The following is a 22,250-nucleotide window of genomic DNA, read 5'->3' as shown; positions in this document are numbered from 1 at the left end:
TCTCACTTGAGCGGGTCGTGGCCCCAGTTCATCAGCGACCACCGCCACTTCGTGTCGCGCACGTTCCCGGACGGCCGCTGCGCCATGTGCCGGCGGACGTACCCGACGACCTTGCGCATGTGCTGGTAGTCGGCCTCGGACAGCCCGGCCCGGCCGCGCCGCAGCAGGTTGATGATCTTCCGGCCGGACTCGTGTCCGACCGACTCGCCGCCGCCCGCCCGGCCGCCTTTGTGCGAGCCGACCTGCTTCGACTCGTCGGTCTCCAGCCACGTCGACAGCTCGTCCGGCTTCATGTTCACCGCCTCGGCGAACTCCCGGTACGTGTCGCGTCCCCGCTCAGCCCTGCTCACGACGCAGCGCCTCCGGCCGGTGGGCGACGTCCCGTCCCGAGTCGTCGACGCGGATGCGGTACTGCGGCTCGTCCTGCGACGCGTTCACGGCGTGCCCGCGCACGTGCGTCCGCTCGGTCAGCTCCTCCCGCACCACTCCGTGGGCGCGGCCGCTGTGGCTGGCCCAGGAGACGTGGTCGCCCCTGCGGAACTTGTTATCGGCCATGAGGCTGGCTACCCGGGGCTTCCCCGGCCAAACGGGCGGCGGCTACGCGGTGAGCTCGGCGACCGGCAGTTTGATCTCGAACGGCTCGGTCAGCTCGATCAGGTCCGCGCTGTCGGCGACCAGCTCGTACTGCCGCTCACCGCTCAGGCTGAGCTGGCCGCTGAGCCGGTACGCGTACACGTGCACCGGGTCCTGCTCGATGCGCCAGTAGAACGGAATGCCGGCGGCGGCGTACTCGCCCGGCTTGGCGAAGCGGTCGACCCGCCGGGTGCCGGGGGACACCACCTCCACCGCGAGGACGACGTCCTCCGGCAGGAGCAGGGAACGGTCGGACCGCACCTCGGCGCGGCGCAGCAGCACGTCCGGCTGTCGGCTGGTGTTCGCGTTGAGTGCCACCCCGACGGCCTGCGTGGCGCGGAGGTGGTCGGGCGCGTGTTGCAACAACCAGCGGGCCAGGAGCAGGGAGATGTCCTGATGGCCCAGGGTGGGGGAGGGTGTCACCTGGATGACTCCGTCGACGAGTTCGACGCGCGGGGCGTCGTCCGGCAAATTGGGCAGGTCTTCCAGCGTGTAGTCGGCACGCTGCTGCCGGATCGGGTCCGGACACCAGGGGCCAGGTGGTGTCGCGATCGGTTCGGCGCTCACCCGGTCAGCGTAACCCCGGCCGCTGCCCGGGGCGTCGCACCCGCTGTGCGACACCGCTCAGCCGGCGGGCTTCTCCGCGACGAAGATGGCGGTGCCGGGGAAGAGCCGGCCGCGCAGCGGGCTCCACTGCCCCCAGATCCCCTCGTGCCCCTCCGGCCACTCCGGCTCCACCAGGTCGACCAGCCGGAACCCGGCGCCGACCAGCTCGCGGACCCGGTCGCCGAGGGTGCGGTGCTGCTCGACGTACGTCGCCGCGCCCGACTCGTCCTGCTCCACGTACGGGGAGCGGTCGAAGTACGAGTGCACGGCCGTCAGGCCGCCCTGGCCCGGGTCGTCGAGGAAGACCCAGCGCATCGGGTGGGTCACCGAGAACACCCACCGGCCGCCGGGCCGCAGCACCCGGAACACCTCGCGCATCACCGCCGCCGAGTCGGCCACGAACGGGATCGCCCCGAACGCCGTGCACGCGGTGTCGAACGCCGCGTCCGCGAAGGGCAGCGCGAGCGCGTCGGCCTGCACCAGCGGCACCCGTACACCCGAGCGGTCGGCTGCCGCCGCGGCGTGCCGCAGCATGCCGATGGACAGGTCCAGCGCGACCGGTCTCGCCCCCGCCGTGGCCAGCCAGCGGGCGACGGCCGCCGCCCCGGCACCCACCTCCAGCACCCGCTGCCCGGCGACGTCGCCGAGCAACCGGGCCTCGGACTCCCGTAGCCCCTCGGGGCACCAGACGAACTCCACATCGCCGAGGAACGCGCCGTGCTCCGCCTGGTAGTCGTCGGCGTCGGCGTCCCACCAGCCACGGTTGGCCCGGCGGCTCTCCGCGTCGGTGACCGGGCGCCGCAGCACGCCCTGCGGGTCGGCGTGGTCGGCGTGGGTGGCGGCACCCGCCCGATCGTCGGTCATCGCGGCAGTCTAGTGGCCATCCGGCCTGGTCCCCGGTTCCGCGCCGAGGCGGCCCGGCGCCCGGCGCGGCGCCGGCCGGACGGGGGCAAAACACCGCCTGTCGGGACGTAAGAGACGGCGCATCGCGAAAGCGGGCTGGATCACTTATGCCCGGGGCTTGCACGCTGTGGTAATGCACACGGTAGGCTGGACGATGCGCTCGCGGATCGTGTGCCTCGGCAGGGAGCAGGTGCGCGGTCGACGGAGCTACATCAGGATCTCACTCAGCGATCGTTCGGTGTACCCGGCGACGGATCCGTTGGCGCGAACAGGTCACCGCGACACCAGCCTGCTGTGACAACCCAAAACCCATCCGACCGGAGCAACCGCCCACATGACGAGCAGCATCGAGGCCCCCTCGAGCGCCACCCGGGTCACCCACGACGATCTCGGTTCCGAGGAGGCTTTCCTCGCCGCGATCGACGAGACCATCAAGTACTTCAACGACGGCGACATTGTCGAAGGCACCGTCGTCAAGGTCGATCGGGACGAGGTCCTGCTCGACATCGGCTACAAGACCGAGGGCGTCATCCCCTCTCGTGAGTTGTCGATCAAGCACGACGTGGATCCCGCCGAGGTCGTCTCGGTCGGTGACCACATCGAGGCCCTGGTCCTCCAGAAGGAGGACAAGGAGGGTCGTCTGATCCTCTCCAAGAAGCGGGCGCAGTACGAGCGGGCCTGGGGCACGATCGAGAAGATCAAGGACGAGGACGGCGTCGTCCGCGGCTCGGTCATCGAGGTCGTCAAGGGTGGCCTCATCCTCGACATCGGGCTCCGCGGCTTCCTGCCGGCGTCCCTGGTCGAGATGCGGCGGGTGCGTGACCTGCAGCCGTACGTCGGCCGCGAGCTCGAGGCCAAGATCATTGAGCTGGACAAGAACCGCAACAACGTGGTCCTGTCCCGCCGGGCCTGGCTGGAGCAGACGCAGTCCGAGGTGCGCACCGAGTTCCTCAACAAGCTGCAGAAGGGCCAGGTCCGCAAGGGCGTCGTGTCCTCGATCGTCAACTTCGGCGCGTTCGTCGACCTGGGCGGCGTGGACGGCCTCGTGCACGTCTCCGAGCTGTCCTGGAAGCACATCGACCACCCGTCCGAGGTCGTCGAGGTGGGCCAGGAGGTCGAGGTCGAGGTCCTGGACGTCGACCTGGACCGCGAGCGGGTCTCGCTGTCGCTGAAGGCGACCCAGGAGGACCCGTGGCGGCAGTTCGCCCGCACCCACGCGATCCAGCAGATCGTGCCGGGTAAGGTCACCAAGCTGGTGCCGTTCGGCGCCTTCGTCCGGGTGGACGACGGCATCGAGGGCCTGGTCCACATCTCCGAGCTGGCCGAGCGCCACGTGGAGATCCCGGAGCAGGTCGTCCAGGTCGGCTCCGAGGTCATGGTCAAGGTCATCGACATCGACCTGGAGCGTCGCCGGATCTCGCTGTCGCTCAAGCAGGCCAACGAGGGCTTCGTCGAGGGCGAGGAGCACTTCGACCCGACCCTCTACGGCATGGCCGCGACGTACGACACCGAGGGCAACTACATCTACCCGGACGGCTTCGACCCCGAGACGGGCGAGTGGCTCGAGGGGTACGACAAGCAGCGCGAGACCTGGGAGAACCAGTACGCCGAGGCCCGTCAGCGCTGGGAGGCCCACACCAAGCAGGTGCAGACCTCCCGGGCCGCCGACGCCGAGGCCGCTGCCAACCCGGCTCCGCCGGTGTCCGCCGGTGGCACCACCACCACCTCGACCAGCTCGGCCCCGAGCCGGCAGGCCGAGGAGCCGGCCGGCACCCTGGCCACCGACGAGGCGCTCGCCGCTCTGCGGGAGAAGCTCGCCGGCGGCAAGTGACCCGCTGACGACGACGGGCCCCGTCCCCGCGATCCGGTTTCACCGGGTCGCCGGGGGCGGGGCCCTCGCCGTGCCCGGCCCTGCGGGAATGCCCGGCCCCCGCATGATCGAGCACGATCGTGGGCCACCAGCCGGTGCCGGCACCCGGCACCGGCCGTCGGGCCGGTTTGGCGCGACGCCCGCGATCCGGTTGACTGGTCCGGTGTTGATGGTGGGACTGACCGGTGGAATCGCGTCCGGCAAGAGTGCTGTCGCGGCGCGGCTGGCCGCGCTCGGCGCGGTGTTGATCGACTCCGACCGGATCGCCCGGGAGGTGGTCGCCCCGGGTAGCGAGGGACTGGCGGAGATCGTCGCCGCCTTCTCCGACCGGGTGCTCGGCCCCGACGGCGCACTGGACCGGGCCGCGCTGGGCGCGGTCGTCTTCGCCGACGAGGCGGCCCGCCGCCGGCTGGAGGCGATCACCCATCCCCGGGTCCGGGCCCGCAGCGCCGCACTCGTCGCGGCGGCGGCCCCGGACGCGGTCGTCGTCAACGACGTGCCGCTGCTGGTCGAGGTCGGGCTCGCCCCGACGTACCACCTGGTGGTCGTCGTGCGGGCGGAGCTGGCGACCCGGCTGACCAGGCTGGAGCGCGACCGGGGCATGGACCGGGCGGACGCCGAGCGGCGGATCGCCGCGCAGACCGACGACGACCGCCGCCGGGCGGCGGCCGACGTGGTGCTGTCCAACGACGGCACCCTCGACGAGCTGCACGCTGCGGTGGACCGGCTGTGGCAGGACCGGCTGCTGCCGTACGAGGCGAACGTGCGAGACCGGCGCGCGGTGCGCCCCGAGCGGGTGAGGCTGACCGAACCCGACCCCACCTGGCCCCAGCAGTACGCCCGGCTGGCGGCCCGGATCCGGCACGCGATCGCCCCCGCCGATCTGCGGATCGACCACATCGGGTCGACCGCCGTGTCCGGCCTGGCGGCCAAGGACGTCATCGACATCCAGCTCACGGTGCCGAGCCTGGCCGAGGCGGACGGTTCGCTGGCGGACCGACTCGCCGCCGCGGGGTTTCCCCGACTGCCCGGCCAGTGGTGGGACAACCCCCGGCCGGAGGGCTGCGACCGGTGGGAGAAGCGTCTGCACGGCAGCGCCGACCCCGACCGGCCGGTGAACCTGCACCTGCGTCCGGCGGGCTCGCCCGGCTGGCGCTACGCCCTGCTGATGCGGGACCACCTGCGCGCGGACCCGGACCAGCAGGCGGCGTACCTGGCGCTCAAGCGGGAGCTGGCGGCCAGCGCGCCGGACACCGTGACGTACACCACCGCCAAGGACCCGTGGTTCGACGAGGAGCACCACCTCGCCGAGGAGTGGGCCGCACGGAGCGGCTGGCGGCCCTGACCCGTCGTATCCGTGCTGTGCCCCGGTCAGGACGGCGACCGGGCGTCAGCGCCCCGGCTAGCGGGCGGGCGGGACGGGCGAGGGCAGCGCCGGCGCCCGCCCCGGCACGAGGTCGAGCTGGGCGTACGTGCCGAGCCGGGTACGCAGCTCCAACCGGCGGAGCAGGCCGGTCTTGTCGATCCAGTAGCGCAGCCGGCCGTGCCGGGCGTCCACCTCGATGACGTCGACGGTCCGGTCGGCGAGGCGGTCCCCACGGATCCGGGTGGCTGGCCGGGGCAGACTGGTCGCCGAGCCCACCCGCAGCGCGGCGGCCAGCAGCACGCCGACGTCGTCGGCGCCGGGCCTGCCGCGTTCCCAGGTGTGTCCGGCGCGTGGGGGCGGCAGCGGCGGCGCGACGAGCGTGTCCCCGGCGTACGGCGCCGACCAGACCCCGGCGGCGTCGTAGCGGCGCAGGGTCCGCCCGGCGGGTGCGTCGCGGGTGCCGACCGACAGGTACGCGGCCCGTTCGGTCCAGCTGATCCAACCCGCGCCGCGCAGGGTGACGCCTGGGGCGACGGGCGCGGTGAGGGTCGCAGCCGCGCCATCCGCGGCGCGCATCCGGGCCGCCGCTCGCGCGAACCGGTCCTCCTCGGGCCCGGTGAGCGCTCTGGGCAGCCCCGCCCGGCCGCCCAGCGCCGCCACCGGCCACAGCACCGGCCGGTTGGCCCGTTGCAGTTCCACCGTCACCGGCACGCCGCCGGGGAGGCGTCCCTCCAACCGGTGCAACCGGGCGTCCCGGTCGAGCCACCAGCGTGCGGCCCCGTCGAGGAGCGCGGTCCCGGCGGGCCTGGCGGCTGCGGCCGGCAGGCTCACCGCCGGGCCGGGCCAGCCCGCGGGCCGACCCGCGGTGCCGGATCGCGGTGGGGACGCCGTGGGCGGGCCCGTGGGGCCGGACGGGTGGGAAGCGGTGCGTGGGGTCGACGTGGCCGGTCGGCCGGCTTCCGGGGCGTCCTGCGGTCCTTGCCGGCCGGCGTCGTCGGGCAGCGGGGCCTGGAGGACGTCCACGGGCTGCCTGCCGGCCTCGGCGCGGGCCAGCCACCGGGCGGTGCCGGCAGGGATCGCCCCGGCCGGCTCGGTCCGGGGCGCGGCGAGCGCGAAGAGCAGGTCGAGGGTGGGGCGCAGGGGGCGGGCGGCGGACCCGTCGACGACCCGCCACCCGTCGACCGGGGGCACCATGGGCGGGGATGCCGGGGCCGGCACCGCCGTGGGGTCGGGCCGGGCCATCAGCAGCCCGGGGGTGGCCTGGACCAGGCCCCGGCCCCGCCCGGCCCCCGGGCCGCCGACGTCCACGTAGGCCAGCGGCCGGGACCAGTCCACCCAGCCCACCACGTCGGTGCGGGCGGCGGCGGTGCCGATCGTGATCCGCAGGCCGGACCGGACGTCCCGGTGGTTGGTGACCCGGACGGCGGCGAGCCGTTCCGCCTCGGCGGGGGTCAGCGGCCGGGCCGGCTCCGGGGCCGCCGGTGCCCAGGTCAGCAGACCGGCGGCCAGGCCCGCGGCGGAGGCGACGGCGATCACCCCGAGGGCGACCACGGTGGTACGCCGACGCTGGCTGTCGCGCCGGTCGCCTGCGCCGTCGGTTGCCGAAAGGTGACTGTTCCGGTCGGGTACGACGTCGGCGCCCGGCTTACGCGGGTCCCGGTCGAATTCGGTGCCGCAGGCGCCCGGTGGGCGGCGGTCCCGGTCGGGTCGGGGCGTCGGGTCGGGGGAGTTGTCCACGGCAGGATGAACTTCCGGCGCGGGTGACAGGTGACGCACGATTCGCCCCCTGGTGGGGCGCTCGCGGCGGCCGGTCTGCGCGTCGCGCGACCACCGGGGGTGCGCACGCCGGTGATGCCGGGTGCTGCGACCCCCTGTGCCGGGGGCGCCGGCCGTTGAGGCCAGGCCGCCGGCCCGGACGGCCGCCGCGAGCGGCCTACGGCCCATACCCTAGCGCGGTGAGATGTGCCACACAATGCGAATATTGAAGCCAATCACTGACTGACGGTGGTCGCCGCGTTGTGTCGGGCCCCCGGCGTACGGTTGGGGTCATGGCGCTCGACATTCCCCGGCTCGACGGCCGATTCCAGGTGGTCAGCGATTTCCAGCCGGCCGGCGACCAGCCGGCAGCCATCGACGATCTGGAGCGTCGGGTGCGGCGCGGAGATCGCAACACGGTCCTGCTCGGCGCGACCGGCACGGGAAAGAGCGCCACCACGGCCTGGCTCGTCGAGCGGTTGCAGCGCCCCACCCTGGTGCTCGCCCCCAACAAGACGCTCTGCGCCCAGCTGGCGAAGGAGTTCGGCGAGCTGCTGCCGCACAACGCGGTGGAGTACTTCGTCTCCTACTACGACTACTACCAGCCCGAGGCCTACATCCCGCAGACCGACACCTACATCGAGAAGGACTCCTCGGTCAACGAGGAGGTCGAGCGGTTGCGGCACTCGACGACCATGTCGCTGCTCACCCGCCGCGACGTGGTCGTGGTGGCCACGGTCTCGGCGATCTACGGCCTGGGCACCCCGGAGGAGTACCTCGACCGGGCCGTCCGGGTCGCCGTCGGGCAGGAGCTCGACCGCGACCAGCTGCTGCGTCGCCTCGTCGACATCCAGTACACCCGCAACGACATGTCCTTCCAGCGGGGAACGTTCCGGGTGCGCGGCGACACGCTGGAGATCATCCCGGCGTACGAGGAGCTGGCCGTCCGGGTCGAGCTGTTCGGCGACGAGGTGGAGAAGCTCTACTACCTCAACCCGCTGACCGGTGACGTGGTCCGCGAGGTCGACGCCCTGATGATCTTCCCGGCCACGCACTACGCCGCCGGTCCGGAGCGGATGGAGCGGGCCACCCGCGACATCGAGGCCGAGCTGGCCGAGCGGCTCGCCGAGCTGGATCGGCAGGGCAAGCTGCTGGAGGCGCAGCGGCTGCGGATGCGCACCACCTACGACCTGGAGATGATGCGTCAGGTCGGCTTCTGCTCCGGCATCGAGAACTACTCGATGCACATCGACGGCCGGCAACCCGGCAGCCCGCCGCACTGCCTGCTCGACTACTTCCCGGACGACTTCCTCACCGTCGTCGACGAGTCGCACGTGACGATCCCCCAGATCGGCGGCATGTACGAGGGCGACGCCTCCCGCAAGCGGATGCTCATCGACCACGGCTTCCGGCTGCCCAGCGCCGGCGACAACCGGCCGCTGCGCTTCGACGAGTTCCTGGAGCGGGTCGGCCAGATGGTCTTCCTCTCCGCCACTCCCGGGCCGTGGGAGCTGGAGCGGGCCCAGGGCGAGTTCGTCGAGCAGGTGATCCGCCCGACCGGCCTGATCGACCCCGAGGTGGTGGTGAAGCCCACCCGGGGGCAGATCGACGACCTCATGCACGAGATCAAACTGCGCACCGAGCGGGACGAGCGGGTCCTGGTCACCACGCTGACCAAGAAGATGGCCGAGGACCTGTCCGACTACCTGCTGGAGAACGGCATCCGGGTGCGCTACCTGCACTCCGAGGTGGACACGCTGCGCCGGGTGGAGCTGCTGCGCGAGCTGCGCAAGGGCGACTACGACGTGCTGGTCGGCATCAACCTGCTCCGGGAGGGCCTCGACCTGCCAGAGGTGTCCCTCGTGGCGATCCTCGACGCCGACAAGGAGGGCTTCCTGCGCAGCGGCCGGTCGTTGATCCAGACCATCGGCCGGGCCGCCCGGAACGTCTCCGGCCAGGTGCACATGTACGCGGACAAGATCACCCCGTCGATGGCGACGGCGATCGAGGAGACCAACCGGCGTCGGGACAAGCAGATCGCCCACAACAAGGCGCACGGCATCAGCCCCGAGCCGCTGCGCAAGAAGATTCACGACATCCTCGACGACATCTACCGGGAAGCGGAGGACACCGAGAACTCCCGGATCGGCGGGGCGGCGCGGCAGCTTTCCCGGGGCAAGGCACCGGTCAAGGAGACCCGCAGCCGCAGCCGGATCGGCGCGGCGGGCCCGTCCCGTGAGGGGATGGCCCGGGCCGACCTGGCCCAGCTCATTCAGGAGCTCAGCGACCAGATGCTGGCCGCCGCCCGGGAGCTGCAGTTCGAGCTGGCCGCCCGCATCCGCGACGAGGTCTCCGACCTCAAGAAGGAGTTGCGGGGGATGGACGCGGCCGGCGTGAAGTGACCGAGGGCGGTTGACCGGGGAAACTACCTGCGCCCGTTGCGGACGGCGAGCGAGGTATTGCAGCGTGTGATCGACCTGCGTACTCTCCGTCCTGGGAGGCGGGGATGCCGTTGCCAACGAGTCCGGTGATTCGACGTGCGCGACTCGGTGCCGAGTTGCGCCAGCTGCGTAGGCGGGAGGAGCTCACCCTTGAGCAGGTCTGCGAGCGGCTGGGCTGGGCGTCGACCTCCAAGCTGTCCCGCATCGAGCTGGGCCAGAGCCGCCCCGATCTCGCCGACGTGCTCGACCTGCTGGACGTCTACCGGGTCGCCGCCGAGGAACGCGACGCGCTGATCGTCATCGCCCGGGACGCGGCCATCGGTCGTGGCTGGTGGAAGACCCTCGGCGTGATGGGCGAGCGCCAGCGTGCGTATGCCGAGCTGGAGGCCGGGGCGGCGACCGTGGTGGAGTACCAGCCGGCCGTCGTGCCGGGCCTGTTGCAGACCCCGGCGTACGCCCGGCTGCGTCTCGGGGTCGCCCGGCTGCTGCACCCCGACGTCGACGTGGAGGCCGACGTACGGGCCCGGCTGGTTCGGCAGGAGGTCTTGCACCGGGCCGAGCCGCCGCAGTACACGGCGCTGCTGGAGTTCACCGCCTGCGGCCCGGGTGGGTTGCCGGAAGGGGTCTGGCGCGAGCAGGTCCGCCACCTGGCCCTCCTGTCCCGCAAGCCGAACGTGACGATCAGGGTGGTGCCGCCCGGCGTCACGACCGGCGGCGCCCACCCGCTGACCCCGTTCGCCCGGTATTCCTTCCCCGACCCGGCCGACCCGCGCACCGTGATGCTCGAGGCGTTGACCACCGATGTCCGGCTGGTCTCCGCCGCCGACCTCGCCTGGTACGACACCGTGGTCGACCGGATGCTCGACGCCGCCCTCCCGGCAGCCGAGACGACGGCGCTGCTGGCCCGGCTGGCCGACGATCCGGCGCTGCCGTCGCCGACCGGTCCGGGCGGCCATCCACTGGCCTTCCGGGGGCCGGAGGAGGTGGCGGCGGTGCCCCGGCCCCGCCCGCCGCAGGACTGAGCCCGGACTGTCGCCGCGCCGCCACCGGGCCCGGCGGCCCCGAGCCCGTCGGCACCGGTGGCCGGCGCGTCAGGCGCACTGTAGGCGGGGGGTACGACATTCGGCGGCGGACCGCTGCGGCGGGCGCACCCGCGGTGCCGGGGTCGCTCAGGCAGGGACGTCGACGAAGTGCTCGACCAGCGGCGGGCCGGCGAAGTGTGGGCCGATCAGCTCCCGCCACCGGGTGAACCGCTCGGTGCCCCGGAAGTTCGCCTCGTGTGCCTCGACGGAGTCCCACTCGACCAGCAGCACGAATCGCGACGGCGACTCGATGCCGCGGGTCATCCGCACCGAGCGGCAGCCGGGCGTCGTCGCGAGGATCTCGTGACCCTGCGCGTACGCGGCTGCGAACGTGTCCTCGTGTCCGGGCACCACATCGATGAGCGCGACCTCAAGCACCATGCCCCTGAGCCTGCCACGTCCCCGGCCGGGACGGACTACGCGGGGGGACTGTCCCGCCCCTCGGACCGGCCCCGGGATGGCCTCCTAGGAAGCTCTACGGGCGGAGACTTCCGTCACGCCGGACGTGGTGGGATCGTCGATGTGCGGGCCTGGAGATGCGGCCGGAGGCCTCGATGGGGAAGAATGGCGGCGAAGGAGGGGAGTATTCCCCCGTGACGGAGTCGTCAGCACGGTCGACCATCGCCCCCGGTGGCGCGACCCGGCTCCGTCGGTCAGCGGTCCACACATGGGCCGCTGGCGGAAGAGACCTCCGACAGCCACCACTGTTTCGCGTTGCCGCAACCCGCCCGCCCGCACGGGGCGTACGGTGTGCCCGACGCCGCGTGTCTGCCGGAGGATTGGATTGAACGTGTCCGGATTGGTGTGGGCGGTAACCCTCGTCGCACTGACAGCGGTTCTGGTCGTCGACCTGCTGATCATCGGTCGCCGGCCGCACGAGCCGAGCGTCCGCGAGTCAAGTCTCTGGGTCGCCTTCTACGTCGGGCTGGCCCTGGTCTTCGGCGTGGGGCTCTGGCTCGCAGCGGGCCCCGGCGTGGCCGGCGAGTTCTACACCGGCTGGCTCACCGAGTACAGCCTCTCGGTGGACAACCTCTTCGTCTTCGTGATCATCATGGCCCGCTTCGGGGTGCCCCGGCCGTACCAGCAGAAGGTGCTGCTCATCGGCATCGTGCTGGCGCTGGTCATGCGCGGCGGGTTCATCGCCGCCGGTGCGGCGCTGATCTCGCAGTTCTCCTGGGTCTTCTACTTGTTCGGCGCGTTCCTCATCTACACGGCGATCAACTTCTTCCGGCAGGGTGAGCCGAACGAGGACGACTTCTCCGAGAACCTGCTGATCCGGTGGAGCCGGCGGGCGCTGCCGATCTCCCGGGACTATGACGGCGCGAAGATGACCACGCACGAGCGCGGTCGCCGGCTGTTCACCCCGATGCTGGTCGTCATGATCGCGATCGGTACCACCGACCTGATCTTCGCGCTGGACTCGATCCCGGCGATCTTCGGCATCACCCAGGAGCCGTACCTGGTCTTCACCGCGAACGTGTTCGCGCTGATGGGGCTGCGCCAGCTCTACTTCCTGCTGGGCGGGCTGCTGGACCGGTTGATCTACCTGAGCATCGGGCTGTCCGTGGTCCTCGGCTTCATCGGCGTGAAGCTGGTGCTGGAGGCGCTGGCCGACAACAACCTGCCGTTCGTCAACGGTGGGGAGCCGGTGGGCTGGGCCCCGCACATCCCGATCTGGCTCTCCCTGGTGGTCATCCTCGGCACCCTGCTGATGGCGACCGTGGCCAGCCTGATCAAGTCGGCCCGGGACCGGCGGCGAGAGCTGACCGCCGCCCGGGGCTGACAACCCACCTGACGCCGAGGGGCGCTCCCGATGCGGGAGCGCCCCTCGGCGTCGGCGCCGGGCGCCGGGTCAGACCCGGTGCACGCCGACCAGGGTGGCGGTCCGGCCGGCCGGCATCGCCTCCTCCACCACGCCCCGATGCTGGTAGCAGGCGTGCAGGAGCCGCCGGTTCGCTGCGGCGTCCGGCTCGGCGCTGACGAAGCCGATGTGGTGGATCTGCTGGCCGGGCCGGGCGAAGAAGTACAGGTCGCCGGGTCGTTCGGCGCCCAGCGGCAGCGGGGTGGTCGCCCGGGCCTGATCGGCGGCGTCGCGGGGCAGCACCACGCCGAACCGCCGCCAGGCCAGGTGCACCAGGCCGGAGCAGTCGATCCCGTACGTCGACAATCCGCCCCAGACGTAGATCACGTCGCGCAGCCGGGCGGCGACGGCCAGCACGTCCCGGGCGGGCGGCGGCTCGGTGGGCAGGGGCACGAGGTGGCTGTCGGGAAGCCAGAGCGGCCGGTCGTGCCCGGCGGCGTGCACGGGGCGCCAGCCGTCGGCCGGCGGGCCCGCCGGGGCCAACCGGGTGCCGAGGACGATGCCGGAGACGACCGGCTCGCCGTCCGGGGCCGTACGCAGGGCGGTGACGGTCGCGTCGACGACCCAGGGGGCGTCCGGTCCCTGCGGGTCGTCGGATGCGACGGGGGCGAGCTGGGCGGTGGGCAGCCAGCCCGGGTAGCCGCGCGAGTCATGGGTGGCCGACGGCTGCTCGACGGCCACCACGTGCGCCCAGCCGTCGGGGCGCAGCGCGGTGACCAGCACCCGTTCCCCGAACAGCAGTTGGCTCAGGACGCAGTCACCCACCTGCTGTTCGGGGTCCATGCCGGAGATCCAGGCGGCGACGTCGGCTTGCGGGTCGAGGGCGGGACGGTCGACGGGGCGTACCTCCTCGGGGCTGGTCCACAGGGTCGCGACCGCGACCCGGACGACGGCCTCATGGCCCGGTTGCAGTTCCACGTCCACTCCCAGCTCCGATGTCACCTGCCGTGACCCTATGAAAGAAAGTGCCGGGCATCAACTGGGCGATCGCATCTTTGCTACAGACACGGAGGTGATGCCGAGGCCGGGGGCGTCCGGCAGCAGCACCGTCGCCCCGTCGTACCGGATGCCGCCGCGCACCGGCGACCAGGCCAGCCACCAGGCGGCGTCGAGGTCGGAGACCGCGGTGGTCCGGTACGCGGCGACCAGGCTGGCCGCGGCCCCCACCCCGACCTGGCTCTCCATCATCGAACCGACGATGGTGCCGACGCCGTGCGCGGCGGCCAGGTCGAGCAGGGTCCGGGCGGCGTGCAGGCCGCCGCACTTGGCGAGCTTGACGTTGACCATGTCGGCGGCCCGGCGGCGGATGACCTCGACCAGGTCGCGCACGCCGAACACCGACTCGTCGGCCAGGATCGGCACGCCGACCCGGTCGCTGACCCAGGCCAGCCCGTCGAGGTCCCAGTGGGCCACCGGCTGCTCCACCAGCTCCACGTCCAGCCCCGCGTCCTCGATGCCGCGGATCACCCGGACCGCCTCGCGGGGCGTCCAGCCCTGGTTGGCGTCCAGCCGGATCTGCACGCCCGGGCCGACGGCGGCGCGGACCGCGCGGACCCGTTCCAGGTCGCCCGCCGCGTCGGTGCCCACCTTCAGTTTCAGCACCGCGAATCCCTCGGTCCGCCGCTGCCGCGCAGCAGCGGCCAAGTCGGCGGCGTCGCCCGCGGCCAGGGTGACGTCCGTCGGCACCCGCAGGGCCGTGCCGCCGAGCAGCCGCACCAGGGGTACGCCGAGCCGGCGCGCGGCCAGGTCGTGCAGCGCGGTGTCCACCGCGGCCTTGGCGGCCTCGTTGCCGGCCACCGCGCGCTGCACCTCGACGCAGCGGGCCACCAGGTCGTCGGCGTCCCGCCCGACCAGGGCCGGTGCGAGCATCTCCCGGACGCATGCCTCGGCGCCGGCCAGCGACGCCCCGGTCACCTGCCACACCTGCGGCGCCTCGCCGAACCCGGACCGCCCGTCCTCGTCGACCAGCTCCACGATCAGGGTTTCCACGGTGGTGGTACGGCGCAGCGCCGTCACGAACGGGGTGTGCAGGGGCGCGGAGAGCCGGTGGGTGCGTACCACGGCGATTGTCATGTGCGGCACCCTATACGGCAGCGCACGACTACAGGGGAGGCCGGATGACGGGGCAGGGTTGGGAGCTGGTAGGCGCGCCGAACGCGCGTGACCTCGGCGGCATGGTGGGTGCGGACGGGCGGCGGGTGCGGACGGGCCGGTTGATCCGGACACCGGCGCTGGGCCGGTTGACCGACGACGACCTGTCGACGCTGGGGAGGATCGCCCCGGCCTGCGTGGTGGACCTGCGCGACGACTCGGAGATCGCGGCGGCCCCGCCGAACCGGCTGGTCGGCGAGCCCCGGGTGGTTCGACTGCCGGTGTACGACGAGGCCCACCCGGTCTTCACGGCGGTGTCGGAGGTGCTGCTCGGACACAACCTGGGCGCGGAGGCGACGCTGGCCATGCAGGGCAGCCCGGCGGCGATGGCGGGGATCTACCGGTGGTTCGTCACCGGGGAGGCGGCCCGGGCGGGCTTCGGCGCGGCGGCCCGGCTGGCCGCCGACGCGGGGAACCTGCCGCTGCTGTTCCACTGCTCGGCCGGCAAGGACCGCACGGGCTGGCTGTCGGTGGTCCTGCTCACCGCGGTGGGCGTGGACGAGGCGGCGATCAGGGCGGACTACCTGCGGACCAACGCGCAGACGGAGAGCCTCAAGGAGGTCATCCTCACCGCGATGCGGGCCCGGCAGCCGGAGCTGGCGGAGGCGGCGATCCGGCCGCTGATGGAGGTGCGCGGTGAGTACCTGGACGCCGCGTACGACGAGGTCCGCCGGGTGCACGGCTCGTTCGACCGGTACCTGCGCGACGGGTTGGGCCTGACCGACGCGCACCTGGCGGCGCTGCGGGACAGCCTGCTGGACTGAGGCCGGCGCGCGGCGGGGGTCGGAACGCCTTCGCGCCGGCCTGCCGGGCCGTGGCGGGCCGGCGCTGCGCCTGCCGGGCCGTGGCGGGCCGGCGCTGCGCCTGCCGGGGGCGTGGTGGGCCCGGCGCGCCGTCCGCCGGGTGCGGTGGTGGGCCCCGCGCGGCGTCCGCCGGGTGCGTGGTGGCGCAGTGGCGGCGCCTGCCGAAAGGCGGGTCTAGCCGGCGGGGCGCAGGTCGTGGCGGGCAGCCCAGGCCCGGGCGGAGACGTCGGCGAGCACCAGGCAGGCGTCGTCGGAGGACTCGTCGCCGGTGGCACCCCCGTCGGCGAGGTCGGTGGTGGTGCAGACGACCAGTACGTACGGCGGGGCGTCGGGCGGGTAGATCACCCCGGCGCCGTGCCGGACGCCGCGTACCCAGCCGTTCTTGTGGGCGATGCGGACCCCCTCGGGCAGCCCGGCGGCGAGGTCCTCGCGGAACTCCTGGGCGAACAGGACATCGAGCATGGCGGCGCAGCCTGCGGGGGAGGCGAGCGGCCCGGGCCGGACCGCCCCGGCGGCCAGCCCGCCGAGCAGGGCCGCCAGGTCGGCGGCGGTGACCAGGTTGGTGATCCCGGCCTCCCGGGCGGCGAAGTCCTCGATGCCGCGCCCGGTGACGCTGTGCCGGGCGCCGGCGAGGGCCCAGGCGTCGGCCACGGCGGGCAGCCCGACGTGGCCGAGGCAGACGTTGGTGGCCAGGTTGCTGGAGCGCACGATCATCCGCTCGGCGAGCCAGCGCAGGGGCGCGCCGTGGCCCTCCCGCTGCCAGACGGCCTCGTCGTTGTCGTAGTGCCGGGCGCAGGAGAATCGGGGCGCGCCGGGCCGGGCGGAGTCGAACTCGTTGCGTACGTCGACGGGGGCGGCCAGGTCGAGGGTGCCGGCCTCGGCCGCCCGGTGCAGGGCCAGCAGCACGGCGACCTTCATGGTGCTGGCCGCGTAGTGGGTGGCGTCGGGGTGGCGGGTCCAGGTGGGGGCGGCGTCGAGCCGGCCCAGGTACGCCGACACGGTGCCCGGCAGTGTGTCGAGATGCGTGTCGAGCTCGTCCCAGATCATGCCGGTGACCGTAGCGGATCCGGCCGCCGGCGGGCCGGGTGCGGGGGCCGGACGCGGAGCGGGCCGGGAGGTGGTCCCTCCCGGCCCGTCCGGTACGTCGTGCTCGGCGGTCAGCCGGCGTGCTTGCGGCGGGCGGTCGCGCGGGCGCGCTGCGTCTGGTCGAGGACGACCTTGCGGATGCGCACGGATGCCGGGGTCACCTCGACGCACTCGTCCTCGCGGCAGAACTCCAGGGCCTGCTCCAGGGACAGCTTGCGCGGCGGGATCAGCTTCTCGGTCTCGTCGGAGGAAGAGGCCCGCATGTTGGTGAGCTTCTTCTCCTTGGTGATGTTGACGTCCATGTCGTCGGAGCGGGAGTTCTCCCCGACGATCATGCCCTCGTACACCTCGGTGGTCGGATCGACGAAGAGCTGGCCGCGCTCCTGAAGGTTGATCATGGCGAACGAGGTGACCGCGCCGGACCGGTCGGCGACGAGCGAGCCGTTGTTGCGGGTGCGCAGCTCGCCGAACCACGGCTCGTAGGACTCGAAGACGTGGTGCAGGATGCCGGTGCCCCGGGTGTCGGTGAGGAACTCGGTGCGGAAGCCGATCAGGCCGCGCGCCGGGACCAGCCACTCCATCCGGATCCAGCCGGTGCCGTGGTTGACCAGCTGCTCCATCCGGCCCTTGCGGGTCGCGAGGAGCTGGGTGATCGCGCCCAGGTACTCCTCCGGCGCGTCGATGGTCAGCCGCTCCACCGGCTCACAGGTCTTCCCGTCGATCTCCCTGGTGACCACCTGCGGCTTGCCGACGGTCAGCTCGAAGGACTCGCGGCGCATCTGCTCGACCAGGATCGCCAGGGCCAGCTCGCCGCGGCCCTGCACCTCCCAGGCGTCGGGCCGCTCGGTGGGCAGCACCCGCAGCGAGACGTTGCCGACCAGTTCCTTGTCGAGGCGGTCCTTGACCATCCGGGCGGTGACCTTGGCGCCCTTGACCCGGCCGACCAGCGGCGAGGTGTTGGTGCCGATGGTCATCGAGATGGCCGGCTCGTCGACGGTGATCAGCGGCAGCGCGACCGGGTTCTCCGCGTCGGCGAGGGTCTCGCCGATCATGATCTCCGGGATGCCGGCGACCGCGATGATGTCGCCCGGTCCGGCCGACTCGGCCGGCCTGCGCTCCAGGCCCTCGGTCATCAGCATCTCGGAGATGCGGACCCGCTGGTTGGTGCCGTCGGTGCGACACCAGGCGACGGTCTGACCCTTGGCGATGGTGCCCTGTCGGACCCGGCACAGGGCCAGCCGGCCGAGGAACGGCGAGGCGTCGAGGTTGGTCACGTGCGCCTGCAACGGCGCGCCCTCGTCGTACGCGGGCGGCGGGATGGTGTCCAGCAGGGTGCGGAACAGCGGCTCCAGGCTCTCGCTGTCCTCAGGGACCGAGCCGTCGGCGGGCTGGGTGAGCGAGGCGATGCCGTCGCGGGCGCAGGCGTAGACGATCGGGAAGTCGATCTGCTCCTCGTCGGCGTCCAGGTCGAGGAAGAGTTCGTAGGTGTCGTCCACGACCTCCTTGATCCGGGCGTCGGGGCGGTCCACCTTGTTGATCACCAGGATGATCGGCATCCGGGCGCGAAGCGCCTTGCGCAGTACGAAGCGGGTCTGCGGCAGGGGGCCCTCGCTCGCGTCAACGAGCAGCACCACGCCGTCGACCATGGTGAGGCCCCGCTCCACCTCGCCGCCGAAGTCGGCGTGCCCGGGGGTGTCGATGATGTTGATGGTGACCGGGTCGGAGCCGTCCGCCGGCAGGTACCGCACGCCGGTGTTCTTGGCGAGAATGGTGATGCCTTTTTCCCGTTCCAGGTCCCCCGAGTCCATCACCCGCTCGGTCGTCTCACCGCGGGCGCCGTAGGCACCGGCCTGCCGCAACATGGCATCGACCAGGGTGGTCTTGCCGTGGTCGACGTGAGCGATGATGGCGACGTTACGGAGGTCGGTGCGAAGCTGCATGGGTTCCATCCTCCCGCCTGTGCGGATCAGGGGCGGCGTCGGGGTCACCCCGGCGTTTCCCGGATCTGTGCTGAAACCGCTGTCGCCCTGCTTATCCCGGCTGGCATGCTGGCCGCCGTGACCCCCGGGCTGTCGTGCACGATCTGTTGAACTCGGTGCGGGACCTGCCGCCCCTGCTGGTCTACCTGGCCGCCGCGGCGATCGTGGCCGGCGAGACCGCCGTGATCGTCGGGCTGCTGGTGCCCGGGGAGGCGACCCTGCTGCTGGTCGGCTTCCTCACGTACACCGGTGCCCTCCGGTTGGGACCGGCGCTGCTGGTGATGATTGTCGCAGCGGTGACCGGCGACGCGGTGGCATTCCGTGCGGGTCGCCGGTACGGGCCCCGGCTGCGGGCCTCGGGGCTGGGCGCCCGGGTGGGACCGGCCCGCTGGCGGCGGGCGGACGAGCTGCTGGAACGGCTCGGCGGGCGGGGGGTCCTCGCCGCCCGCTGGGTCGCCTTCGCCCGGACCCTGGCGCCCCGGCTGGCCGGGGCCGCCGGAATGCCGTACCGCCGGTTCGCGCCGTGGAACCTCGCCGGGGTGGCGACCTGGGTGGGCGGGTCGGTGTTGCTGGGCAACGTGGCCGGGGAGTCGTACGGGACGGTGTCCCGACTGCTCGGGCGGGCCACCGGGGCGGTGCTGGTGCTGTTCGGCGGGCTCCTCGCCGTACTGCTGGTCGGCCGCTGGCTGGGCCGTCACCCCGACCCGGCGCGGGCGCTGCTGGCCCGGGTGGCGGCGCTGCCGCCGGTGCGCTGGCTCTCCGCCCGGTACGGCGTGCTGTTCTTCGTGCTGGCCATGCGGATCGGCCCGGCCTGGACATTGTTGATCAACCTTCTGGCGGGGCTCGCGCTCCTGTTCGCCGCCGGTTTCGCCGTCGCCTGGCTGCTCGGGGCGGCGATGCGGTGGAGCGGGCTGGCCGCGGTCGACGACGCGATCGCCGGCTGGTTCACCGACCGGCGCACCGTCGGCGCGGCCGACGTCGCGTTCACCCTGGTCTCGGTGTTGCGCGGCTCGGTGCTGATCGGGCTGGTCGCGGTGGTGGCCGCCGGGTTGGCCTGGCGGCAGCGGCCGTGGCGGGCCGACCTGCTCAGCGTGGTGGGCTCGGTCGGGGCGTTCCTGCCGCTGGTGGTCCTCGCCGTGGTCACCGACCTGACCGCGCCGGGGCGGGCCGCGTCGGGGGAGGAGAGCGCGCTGTTCCCGACGCAGAACGCCGTCGTTGCGGCGAGCCTGTGCACGCTGGCCTGGCTGCTGTCCCGGAGCGCGCGCTGGCAGGTGGCGGTGGCCACCTGGACGGTGGCCGCGGCCGGCGTCTCGGCGATCGGCGGCGCCCGGCTCTACCTCGGGTTGAGCACCGCCAGCGGCACCGTCACCTCGGTGCTGCTCGGATCGGCCTGGACCGCGCTGTTCATGGTCGCCTGGGCCACCCGGGACCGGGCTGCGGGCGGCGGCGGGGGAGCGCGCGAGGTGATCCCCGAGCAGGGCACACCGCCGGCGGTCGACGGCGAGGCGCGGCCGGTTCCGTGGGCCCTTGGCCCCGGTCCGCCGGGGTGTCCTCGGGCGTCCGGCCGATCCGGCCCGGCCACCAGAAGCGTTCGCCGAGCACGAACGCGAGCGCCGGCACGAGCACCGTGCGTACCAGCAGGGTGTCGAGCAGCACCCCGATGCACACGATGATCCCGATCTGGGTCAGCGTGATCAGCGGCAGGACGCCGAGGACGGCGAAGACCGCGGCGAGCAGGATGCCGGCGCTGGTGATCACGCCGCCGGTGACGCGCAGCGCCGACAGCATGCCGTCCCGGGTGCCGGTGCGCCGGGCGTCCTCGCGGGCCCGGGTGACCAGGAAGATGTTGTAGTCCACGCCGAGGGCCACCAGGAACACGAAGGCGAGCAGCAGGACGCCGCTGTCCAGCGCGGGGAAGCCGAGTACGTGGTCGAACAGCAGCCACGCCGCGCCGAGGCTGGCGAAGAACGACGCGATGACGGTGAGCACCAGCAGCAGCGGCGCGACCAGGCCGCGCAGCAGCAGCACGAGCACCGCGCCGACGAGCAGCAGGATGATCGGCAGGATCAGCCGCAGGTCCTTGGCGTCGGCCTTGTCGGAGTCGTAGGTGGCGGCGACCGTGCCGCCGACCACGGCGCCGGTGAACGGGCCGGCGCCCTCGACGGCCGGTGGCGCGGAGCCGGGGACCGCGGCGACGGCGTCCCGCAGCGCCTCGACCACCCGGTCCGAGGCGGCGGTGCCCGGCTCGGCCTCCAGCACCACGTCGACCTGGGCGACGCTCGTGCCCGCGTCCCCCGCCCGGGCCGAGGCCACGCCGGGAACGCTCGCGGCGGCGTCGGTGACGGCCGCCACGGCGGCGGGGGTGGTGAGCACGGCGACCGGCTGGGTCGTGCCGGCGGGGAAGGCCTTCGCGAGGGTCTCCGCGCCGGCCACCGCCTCGGGCTTGACCCGGAACTGCTCGGTCTCCGACAGCCCGGTGCGGATGCCGAGCCCCCCGAGGGCGAGGCCGGCGAGCAGCAGCGTCGCGAGGGTCGCGACCGGCACGGGCCGGCGGACGACGGCGGCGCCGAGCCGGCCCCAGAGCCGGCCCTCGCGGGCGGGGCCGCCGACCCGGGGTACGAACGGCCAGAACAGCCCCCGGCCGAAGATCACCAGCACGGCGGGGAGGAGGAACAGCGCCGACAGCATGGCGAACACCACGCCGGTGGCGCAGGCCACGGCGAGGGCCCGGTTGGTCTCCTGCTCCGACAGCAGCAGGGTGAGCACGCCGAGGACCACGGTTCCGCCGCTGGCCAGGATGGGTTCGGCGGTGCGTCGCAGGGCGGCCCGCATGGCGGCGAAGCGGTCCTCCTCGCGGCGCAGCTCCTCCCGGTAGCGAGCGATGAGCAGCAGGGCGTAGTCCGTGGCGGCGCCGAAGACCAGGACGCTGGCGATGCCGGTGACCTGGCCCTCCTGGAGGTTGATGCCGAAGGCCGGGACGATGGTGTCCACGGCCCGCAGGGTGAGCTGCTCGGTGGCCGCGACGACAACGAGCGGCACGATCCACAGGAACGGGCTGCGGTAGGTGATGAGCAGCAGCAGGGCGACGACGCCGGCGGTGACGGCGAGCAGCGTGATGTCCGCGCCGTCGAAGACCTTCGTGAGGTCCGCGGAGAACGCCGGGGCTCCGGTCACCTCGGCGGTGAGCCCGTCGGGCAGGCCGTCGAGGGCCGCGCGGAGGTCGGCCACCGTCGTCGCGACGGCCTCCTGGCCGCCGGCGGTGGACAGCGGGACGGCGATGAGCGCCACGCTGCCGTCCGGGGAGACCTGCGGCGGGGCGACCCGCCCGCCGACGGCGAACCGGCCCAGCTCGCCCGAGACGCCGGTGACCTCGGCGCGGTCCGGCTCGGTGAGCGGCCCGTCGTCGGCGCGGCTGACGACGACGATCGCCGGCTCGACGTCGCTGGCGGGCAGCTCCTCCTGGAGCCGTTCGACCTGGGTCGACTGCCATTGCACCGACAATCCGGTGGACGAGACGGGGGCGGGATTGTCCGGCTCCGGGAACCCGAAGACGGCCGCGCCGAGGACGATCGCGACGGCCACGGTGAGCCAGGCGGCGAGCCGCCCCCGGGCGACGCGGGTGAACACAGACATCGGGTTCCCTCAGGGTTGCCGGGACGTGATCCCGGGTACGGCGGTGCGGTTCGACGAGGCCGTACGATTTAGCACGCCTGT

16 protein-coding genes and 2 pseudogenes are annotated in these 22,250 nt (G+C 73.2%); 7 read left to right on the top strand and 11 right to left on the bottom strand.

Annotation, left to right across the window (positions count from 1 at the left end; genetic code table 11):
* Positions 1-5: 5 nt before the first annotated feature.
* From ACH4T9_RS10670 to ACH4T9_RS10655, 4 genes and pseudogenes are all read right to left on the bottom strand, one after another.
* Positions 6-350: pseudogene (locus tag ACH4T9_RS10670) on the bottom strand (DUF3140 domain-containing protein); the annotation flags it as partial.
* The gene (locus ACH4T9_RS10665) at positions 337-555 is read right to left on the bottom strand and encodes a DUF2945 domain-containing protein (protein ID WP_396670857.1); all 219 of its coding nucleotides are present in this window, start codon (positions 553-555) and stop codon (positions 337-339) included. The pseudogene ACH4T9_RS10670 and the gene ACH4T9_RS10665, both read right to left, overlap by 14 nt.
* Positions 556-597: 42 nt before the next feature.
* Complete coding sequence (locus tag ACH4T9_RS10660; protein ID WP_396670856.1) at positions 598-1,200, bottom strand: Uma2 family endonuclease; 603 nt, start codon at positions 1,198-1,200, stop codon at positions 598-600.
* 57 nt (positions 1,201-1,257) lie between these two features.
* A complete protein-coding gene (locus ACH4T9_RS10655) occupies positions 1,258-2,103 on the bottom strand; it encodes a class I SAM-dependent methyltransferase (RefSeq protein WP_396670855.1) in 846 nt (281 codons plus the stop codon).
* 373 nt (positions 2,104-2,476) lie between these two features.
* Here ACH4T9_RS10655 and rpsA point away from each other — a divergent pair, with 373 nt between their 5' ends.
* Both rpsA and coaE read left to right on the top strand, forming a co-directional pair.
* Entirely contained in the window at positions 2,477-3,973 is a 1,497-nt protein-coding gene (gene rpsA / locus ACH4T9_RS10650; protein WP_396670854.1) for a 30S ribosomal protein S1, read from the top strand.
* 202 nt (positions 3,974-4,175) lie between these two features.
* Positions 4,176-5,357 (top strand): dephospho-CoA kinase, encoded by a 1,182-nt coding sequence (gene coaE / locus ACH4T9_RS10645; protein ID WP_396670853.1) that lies wholly within the window; start codon positions 4,176-4,178, stop codon positions 5,355-5,357.
* Between the two features lie 57 nt (positions 5,358-5,414).
* On the opposite strand, the gene ACH4T9_RS10640 is transcribed toward coaE, so the two are convergent.
* Complete coding sequence (locus ACH4T9_RS10640; protein WP_396670852.1) at positions 5,415-7,115, bottom strand: hypothetical protein; 1,701 nt, start codon at positions 7,113-7,115, stop codon at positions 5,415-5,417.
* Positions 7,116-7,426: 311 nt separating this feature from the next.
* Here ACH4T9_RS10640 and uvrB point away from each other — a divergent pair, with 311 nt between their 5' ends.
* Positions 7,427-9,535: an excinuclease ABC subunit UvrB gene (gene uvrB, locus ACH4T9_RS10635; protein ID WP_396670850.1), complete on the top strand. Its 2,109-nt coding sequence runs from the start codon at positions 7,427-7,429 to the stop codon at positions 9,533-9,535.
* A 104-nt stretch (positions 9,536-9,639) separates the two neighbouring features.
* A complete protein-coding gene (locus tag ACH4T9_RS10630; protein WP_396670849.1) occupies positions 9,640-10,596 on the top strand; it encodes a helix-turn-helix domain-containing protein in 957 nt (318 codons plus the stop codon).
* Positions 10,597-10,743: 147 nt separating this feature from the next.
* Here the strand turns inward: ACH4T9_RS10630 and ACH4T9_RS10625 are convergent, their stop codons facing one another.
* Positions 10,744-11,037 carry an antibiotic biosynthesis monooxygenase family protein gene (locus ACH4T9_RS10625; protein ID WP_396670848.1) on the bottom strand — a complete coding sequence of 98 codons (294 nt, stop codon included), beginning with the start codon at positions 11,035-11,037 and terminating at the stop codon, positions 10,744-10,746.
* 403 nt (positions 11,038-11,440) lie between these two features.
* On the opposite strand from ACH4T9_RS10625, the gene ACH4T9_RS10620 reads away from it, so the two are divergent.
* A complete protein-coding gene (locus ACH4T9_RS10620; RefSeq protein WP_396670847.1) occupies positions 11,441-12,439 on the top strand; it encodes a TerC family protein in 999 nt (332 codons plus the stop codon).
* A 69-nt stretch (positions 12,440-12,508) separates the two neighbouring features.
* Here ACH4T9_RS10620 and ACH4T9_RS10615 read toward each other — a convergent pair whose 3' ends face one another.
* Both ACH4T9_RS10615 and ACH4T9_RS10610 read right to left on the bottom strand, forming a co-directional pair.
* Positions 12,509-13,459 (bottom strand): NlpC/P60 family protein, encoded by a 951-nt coding sequence (locus ACH4T9_RS10615; RefSeq protein ID WP_396670846.1) that lies wholly within the window; start codon positions 13,457-13,459, stop codon positions 12,509-12,511.
* A gap of 33 nt (positions 13,460-13,492) precedes the next feature.
* The gene (locus ACH4T9_RS10610; protein ID WP_396670845.1) at positions 13,493-14,590 is read right to left on the bottom strand and encodes a mandelate racemase/muconate lactonizing enzyme family protein; all 1,098 of its coding nucleotides are present in this window, start codon (positions 14,588-14,590) and stop codon (positions 13,493-13,495) included.
* 44 nt (positions 14,591-14,634) lie between these two features.
* Here ACH4T9_RS10610 and ACH4T9_RS10605 point away from each other — a divergent pair, with 44 nt between their 5' ends.
* Positions 14,635-15,432 carry a tyrosine-protein phosphatase gene (locus ACH4T9_RS10605; RefSeq protein ID WP_396670844.1) on the top strand — a complete coding sequence of 266 codons (798 nt, stop codon included), beginning with the start codon at positions 14,635-14,637 and terminating at the stop codon, positions 15,430-15,432.
* A 213-nt stretch (positions 15,433-15,645) separates the two neighbouring features.
* On the opposite strand, the gene ACH4T9_RS10600 is transcribed toward ACH4T9_RS10605, so the two are convergent.
* Positions 15,646-16,518: a serine hydrolase gene (locus ACH4T9_RS10600; RefSeq protein ID WP_396670843.1), complete on the bottom strand. Its 873-nt coding sequence runs from the start codon at positions 16,516-16,518 to the stop codon at positions 15,646-15,648.
* A gap of 110 nt (positions 16,519-16,628) precedes the next feature.
* Positions 16,629-18,497 carry a translational GTPase TypA gene (gene typA / locus ACH4T9_RS10595; protein ID WP_396670842.1) on the bottom strand — a complete coding sequence of 623 codons (1,869 nt, stop codon included), beginning with the start codon at positions 18,495-18,497 and terminating at the stop codon, positions 16,629-16,631.
* Positions 18,498-18,631: 134 nt separating this feature from the next.
* Between typA and ACH4T9_RS10590 the strand changes: the two are divergent.
* Positions 18,632-20,050 (top strand): annotated as a pseudogene (locus ACH4T9_RS10590) (DedA family protein); the annotation flags it as partial.
* Here ACH4T9_RS10590 and ACH4T9_RS10585 read toward each other — a convergent pair.
* Positions 19,941-22,169, bottom strand: a complete 2,229-nt coding sequence (locus tag ACH4T9_RS10585) for an MMPL family transporter (protein ID WP_396686828.1) — start codon at positions 22,167-22,169, stop codon at positions 19,941-19,943. The pseudogene ACH4T9_RS10590 and the gene ACH4T9_RS10585 overlap by 110 nt on opposite strands.
* Positions 22,170-22,250: the final 81 nt, after the last annotated feature.

Origin of the sequence: Micromonospora sp. NPDC020750 (assembly GCF_044334565.1) — a bacterium.
Taxonomy (GTDB): domain Bacteria; phylum Actinomycetota; class Actinomycetes; order Mycobacteriales; family Micromonosporaceae; genus Micromonospora.
The sequence above is the reverse complement of the archived record's forward strand: the minus strand, read 5'-3'. Positions and strand labels throughout refer to the sequence as shown.